This is a genomic window from uncultured Anaerococcus sp., from assembly GCF_937934665.1.
Lineage (GTDB): Bacteria > Bacillota > Clostridia > Tissierellales > Peptoniphilaceae > Anaerococcus.
Window position 1 is genome coordinate 1 of record NZ_CALGYW010000035.1, and the last position, 4,120, is coordinate 4,120.

3 protein-coding genes are annotated in these 4,120 nt (G+C 37.3%); all 3 read left to right on the forward strand.

Features of this window, described 5'->3' with window-relative positions:
- Positions 1–915 (forward strand): ATP-dependent 6-phosphofructokinase (locus Q0410_RS01505; RefSeq protein ID WP_299032147.1); only part of this gene is annotated, 915 nt, incomplete at its 5' end.
- Positions 916–923: 8 nt separating this feature from the next.
- On the forward strand, positions 924–2,696 hold the full coding sequence (gene pyk, locus Q0410_RS01510) for a pyruvate kinase (RefSeq protein ID WP_299032150.1): 1,773 nt from the start codon (positions 924–926) through the stop codon (positions 2,694–2,696).
- Positions 2,696–3,946, forward strand: a complete 1,251-nt coding sequence (gene rlmD / locus Q0410_RS01515) for a 23S rRNA (uracil(1939)-C(5))-methyltransferase RlmD (protein WP_299032153.1) — start codon at positions 2,696–2,698, stop codon at positions 3,944–3,946. Before pyk ends, rlmD begins: the two co-directional genes overlap by 1 nt.
- Positions 3,947–4,120: the final 174 nt, after the last annotated feature.

The window sequence follows — 4,120 nt, forward strand, 5'->3', positions numbered from 1 at the left end:
ATGAACTCAGCCATAAGGGGCGCTGTTAGAACTGCACTTAATAAGTCTATGAGAATTAAGGGCGTTAGAAATGGTTATGACGGCCTTATGAAGGGTGATATTTATGAAATGAATATCTCATCAGTAGCTGATATTATCCACAAAGGTGGTACTATTCTTGGAACAGCAAGAAGCCTTGACTTTAAAACCCCAGAAGGTCAAAAAAGAGGGGCACAAATCTTAGCTGACTATGGTATCGAAGGCCTAATCGTAATAGGTGGTGACGGTTCTTTTAAGGGAGCTAAGGCCCTATCAGATTTAGGAATCAAGACAATAGGTATTCCTGGAACTATAGATAATGATATGGGCTACACTGACTATACTATAGGATTTTTTACAGCCATAGAAACAGTATCAGACGCCATAGGCAAGCTCCGTGATACATCAAGCTCACACGGTAGGGCTGTTGTAATAGAGGTAATGGGACGTCACTGTGGAGACCTAGCTTTATTTTCAGGTCTTGCAGGAGGAGCTGAATCTATTATCGTACCTGAGCATAAGTTCTCAATTAATGAAATTATAGCAAAGATGGAACATGGTAGAAAAAGAGGAAAACTCCACCACCTAATAACCCTAGCAGAAGGAGTAGGTGATCCATATGCCCTAGCAAATGAACTTGAAGAAAAAACTGGCATTGAAACAAAGGTAACAGTTTTAGGTCACGTTCAAAGGGGAGGTTCACCATCAGCAGTAGATAGACTCCTAGGTTCATCAATGGGAGCTAGAGCTGTAGAATTATTATCAGAAGAAAGAACAGGCCTTGCACTAGGTTATGTCAATGGACAAATTATAGAAGTAAGTATAGACGAAGCTACCAGTGTTAAATCAGAATTTGATGAAAGCTTATATGATTTAGCAAATAGCTTATCAAGATAGGAGAGAATATGCAACCTGAAATATTAAAGAAAACCAAGATTGTTTGTACAATAGGACCAGCAAGTGAAAAACCAGAAGTCCTTGAACATCTCATCCTAAACGGAATGAATGTAGCAAGACTTAACTTTTCCCATGGTTCTCATGAAGAACACTTAGAAAAAATAAAAACAATTAGAAGACTTAGAAGAAAGCTAAACAAACCAATAGCAATCATGCTAGATACTAAGGGACCAGAAATCAGAACTGGTAACTACGATGTAGAAGAAATCTTCTTAAAACCAGATGACATCTTTACCCTAACAACAAGAGACGTCATGGGTAACCAAGATATAGTATCAGTAAGCCACGAAGGACTTCCACAAGATGTAAGCGTAGGAAGCGAAATCTACATAGACGACGGTCTAGTACAACTTGAGGTAATAGAGATAAAAGATGGTACAGATGTGGTATGTAGGGTACAAAACAATGGTGTACTATCAAACCACAAGGGAGTAAACCTTCCAGGCTCAAAAACCAACCTACCAGCCCTAACACCAAAGGATATAGATGATATTAAGTTTGGTATCGAAAACGGTATCGACCTTATAGCAGCATCCTTCGTACGTAAAAAAGAAGACGTATATGACCTAAGAAAGGTCCTAGAAGACCACGGTGGAGAATCAATTAAAATTATCTCAAAAATTGAATCTCAAGAAGGTGTAGACAATATAGAAGAAATCATCGAAGCATCTGATGGAATCATGGTAGCAAGGGGTGACCTAGGTATAGAGATAAAAACAGAACTTATACCAGGAGTACAAAAAGACATCATCAGAAGATGTAATGCATCTGCAAAACCTGTAATCACAGCTACTCAAATGCTTGACTCTATGATAAGAAACCCAAGACCAACAAGGGCAGAGACAACAGACGTAGCCAACGCTATCATTGATGGTACAGACTGCGTAATGCTATCAGGAGAAACAGCTGGTGGTAAGTATCCAGTTCAAGCTGTAAAGACCATGAGAGATATCTGCATAACAACAGAACTATCAGATGACTTTATAGAAAAAGTATACAACAACAGAATTGTATCTAGAAGAAACACAACCAACTCCATAGCTAGATCTACCTGCCAAATCGCAAGAGAACTTGATGCAAAAGCAATCATCTCATGCACATCTAGCGGTAACACATCTAGGGTAATTTCTAAATTTAGACCAAGAACTACCATAGTTGCTGCAACAACAACAGATAGCATTGCAAGACAACTTTCTATTGTATGGGGTGTATATCCACTAGTAATCAAACAAGCCCATGAAACTGATGAACTAATCGAAAGAGCTATAGTAGGAGGCCTATCTGAAGGCTATCTAGAAGAAGGAGACCTAACAGTAGTAACAGCTGGTGTTCCGCTAGGAGTAAGCGGTTCTTCAAACCTAATCAAAGTTCACATAATTGGTGACATCATCACATCAGGTACAGGTATAGGTGCAAAATCAGTATCTGGAAAGGTAGTTATAGGATCAACAAAAAGAGAGCTAGAAAATAAATTTACAGAAGGCGACATCATTGTAGCTAAATTCACAGACTCAGATATAACAGAATTTATCGAAAAAGCTTCAGCAATAGTAACAGAAACGGGAGGACTTACAAGTCATACAGCAGTAGCTGCAGTTCACTTTGGTATACCAGCAGTAGTAGGTGCAGCAAATGCTCAAAACCTAGTAGAAGATGGTCAAATAGTTACAGTAGACCCTATAGGTGGAGTAATCTACAACGGAGAAACAAAAGTAATCTAATGAAATACACAGATATCTATATAAGAGATATCCTAATAGATGGGAGGGGAGTCGGAGAAACTCCCACCAAGATTGCTTTTATTGAAGATGCTGTCTTTGGCGAGACATGCGAAATAGAAATCATAGAAGAAAAGAAAAACTTCTACAATGCAAAAAAGATAAAAACAATTAAAGAAAGTCCCTACCAAACCCAAGCCCCATGTCCATATTATAATGAATGTGGGGCTTGTACTATTATGGATATCAAATACGAAAAACAACTTGATATAAAAAAGAATCTAATTTTACAAGCCCTGGCTAAATCCACATCCTATAAGTTAGGAGATATAGAAATAATTCCCTCAAAAGACCTAAGGTATAGAAATAAAATCAGACTTCAAGTAGACAAAGACGGGACCCTTGCCTACAACAAATCCTACTCAAATGATTTAGTCTATATCAAGGACTGCCTTTTAGCAAGAGATATAATAAGTGAAAATTTATTAGATATAGAAAAAATCACCAAAGACATATCAGAAAAATTCCCAGGATCTATCAAGGAAATTACAATTAGAACAAATGGCCAGGACCTTATGATAAATCTTGACCTGTCTAATAAGGATCCAATTTCTTATATCAAAGAAAAATACTCATCTAGCAAATTTTTCATAAATATTGTAGGCAGGGAAAATATAAATATTTCCGGCAAAGAATACCTAGAATATAAAATTTTTGATAAAACCTTTAAGATAAGTACAAACGACTTCTATCAGGTCAATGACTACCAAATTGAAAATCTATATGGAGAAGCAAAAAAGCTTCTAGGCGAAAACAAAAAAGTCCTAGACCTATACTGCGGATCTGCAACTTCATCTATTGCTATAAATGATGACAATTTAGTAGGTGTAGAAATAAACAAAAATGCAATCAAAGACGCAAAGATAAATGCAGAGAAGAATAATCTCAAAGATTATAAATTCATAGCCCAAAACGCCAAATACATCGACGAGAAATTCATCAAAAAAGAAAAAATCGACAGCCTAATAGTAGACCCACCAAGGGCAGGCCTAGATAAAGACCTAATAAAATCTATAGGCAAATCGGGACTTAAAGAAATAATCTACATCTCCTGCAACCCACAAACACTGGCAAGAGACATAAGTAGGTTGGAAAAACAAGGATATAAACTAGAAAAAATCAAAGCAGTAGATATGTTTCCTCAGACTATGCACGTTGAGACTGTTGTCTTGATGTCAAGGGTAAAAGATTAAGCGAGCTGAAAACCCTTATATATCAAGGGTCTTAGCACACATGGGTACAAAACTCATTGAGCGAAAAACATGAAAATATTGCTTCGCGGAAAGAAGTCCATAATGGCAGTATTTGATAGTCAAGTGGTCAGGTTAGATGTCATAGCCCCGCGAGTGGTCGGGTTAGATGTCAGC

What these genes read in the sequence shown, in the direction of transcription:
- pyk (WP_299032150.1), top strand. Translation starts at nt 924, where the DNA reads ATGCAACCTGAAATATTAAAGAAAACCAAGATTGTTTGTACAATAGGA.
- rlmD (WP_299032153.1), top strand. Translation starts at nt 2,696, where the DNA reads ATGAAATACACAGATATCTATATAAGAGATATCCTAATAGATGGGAGG.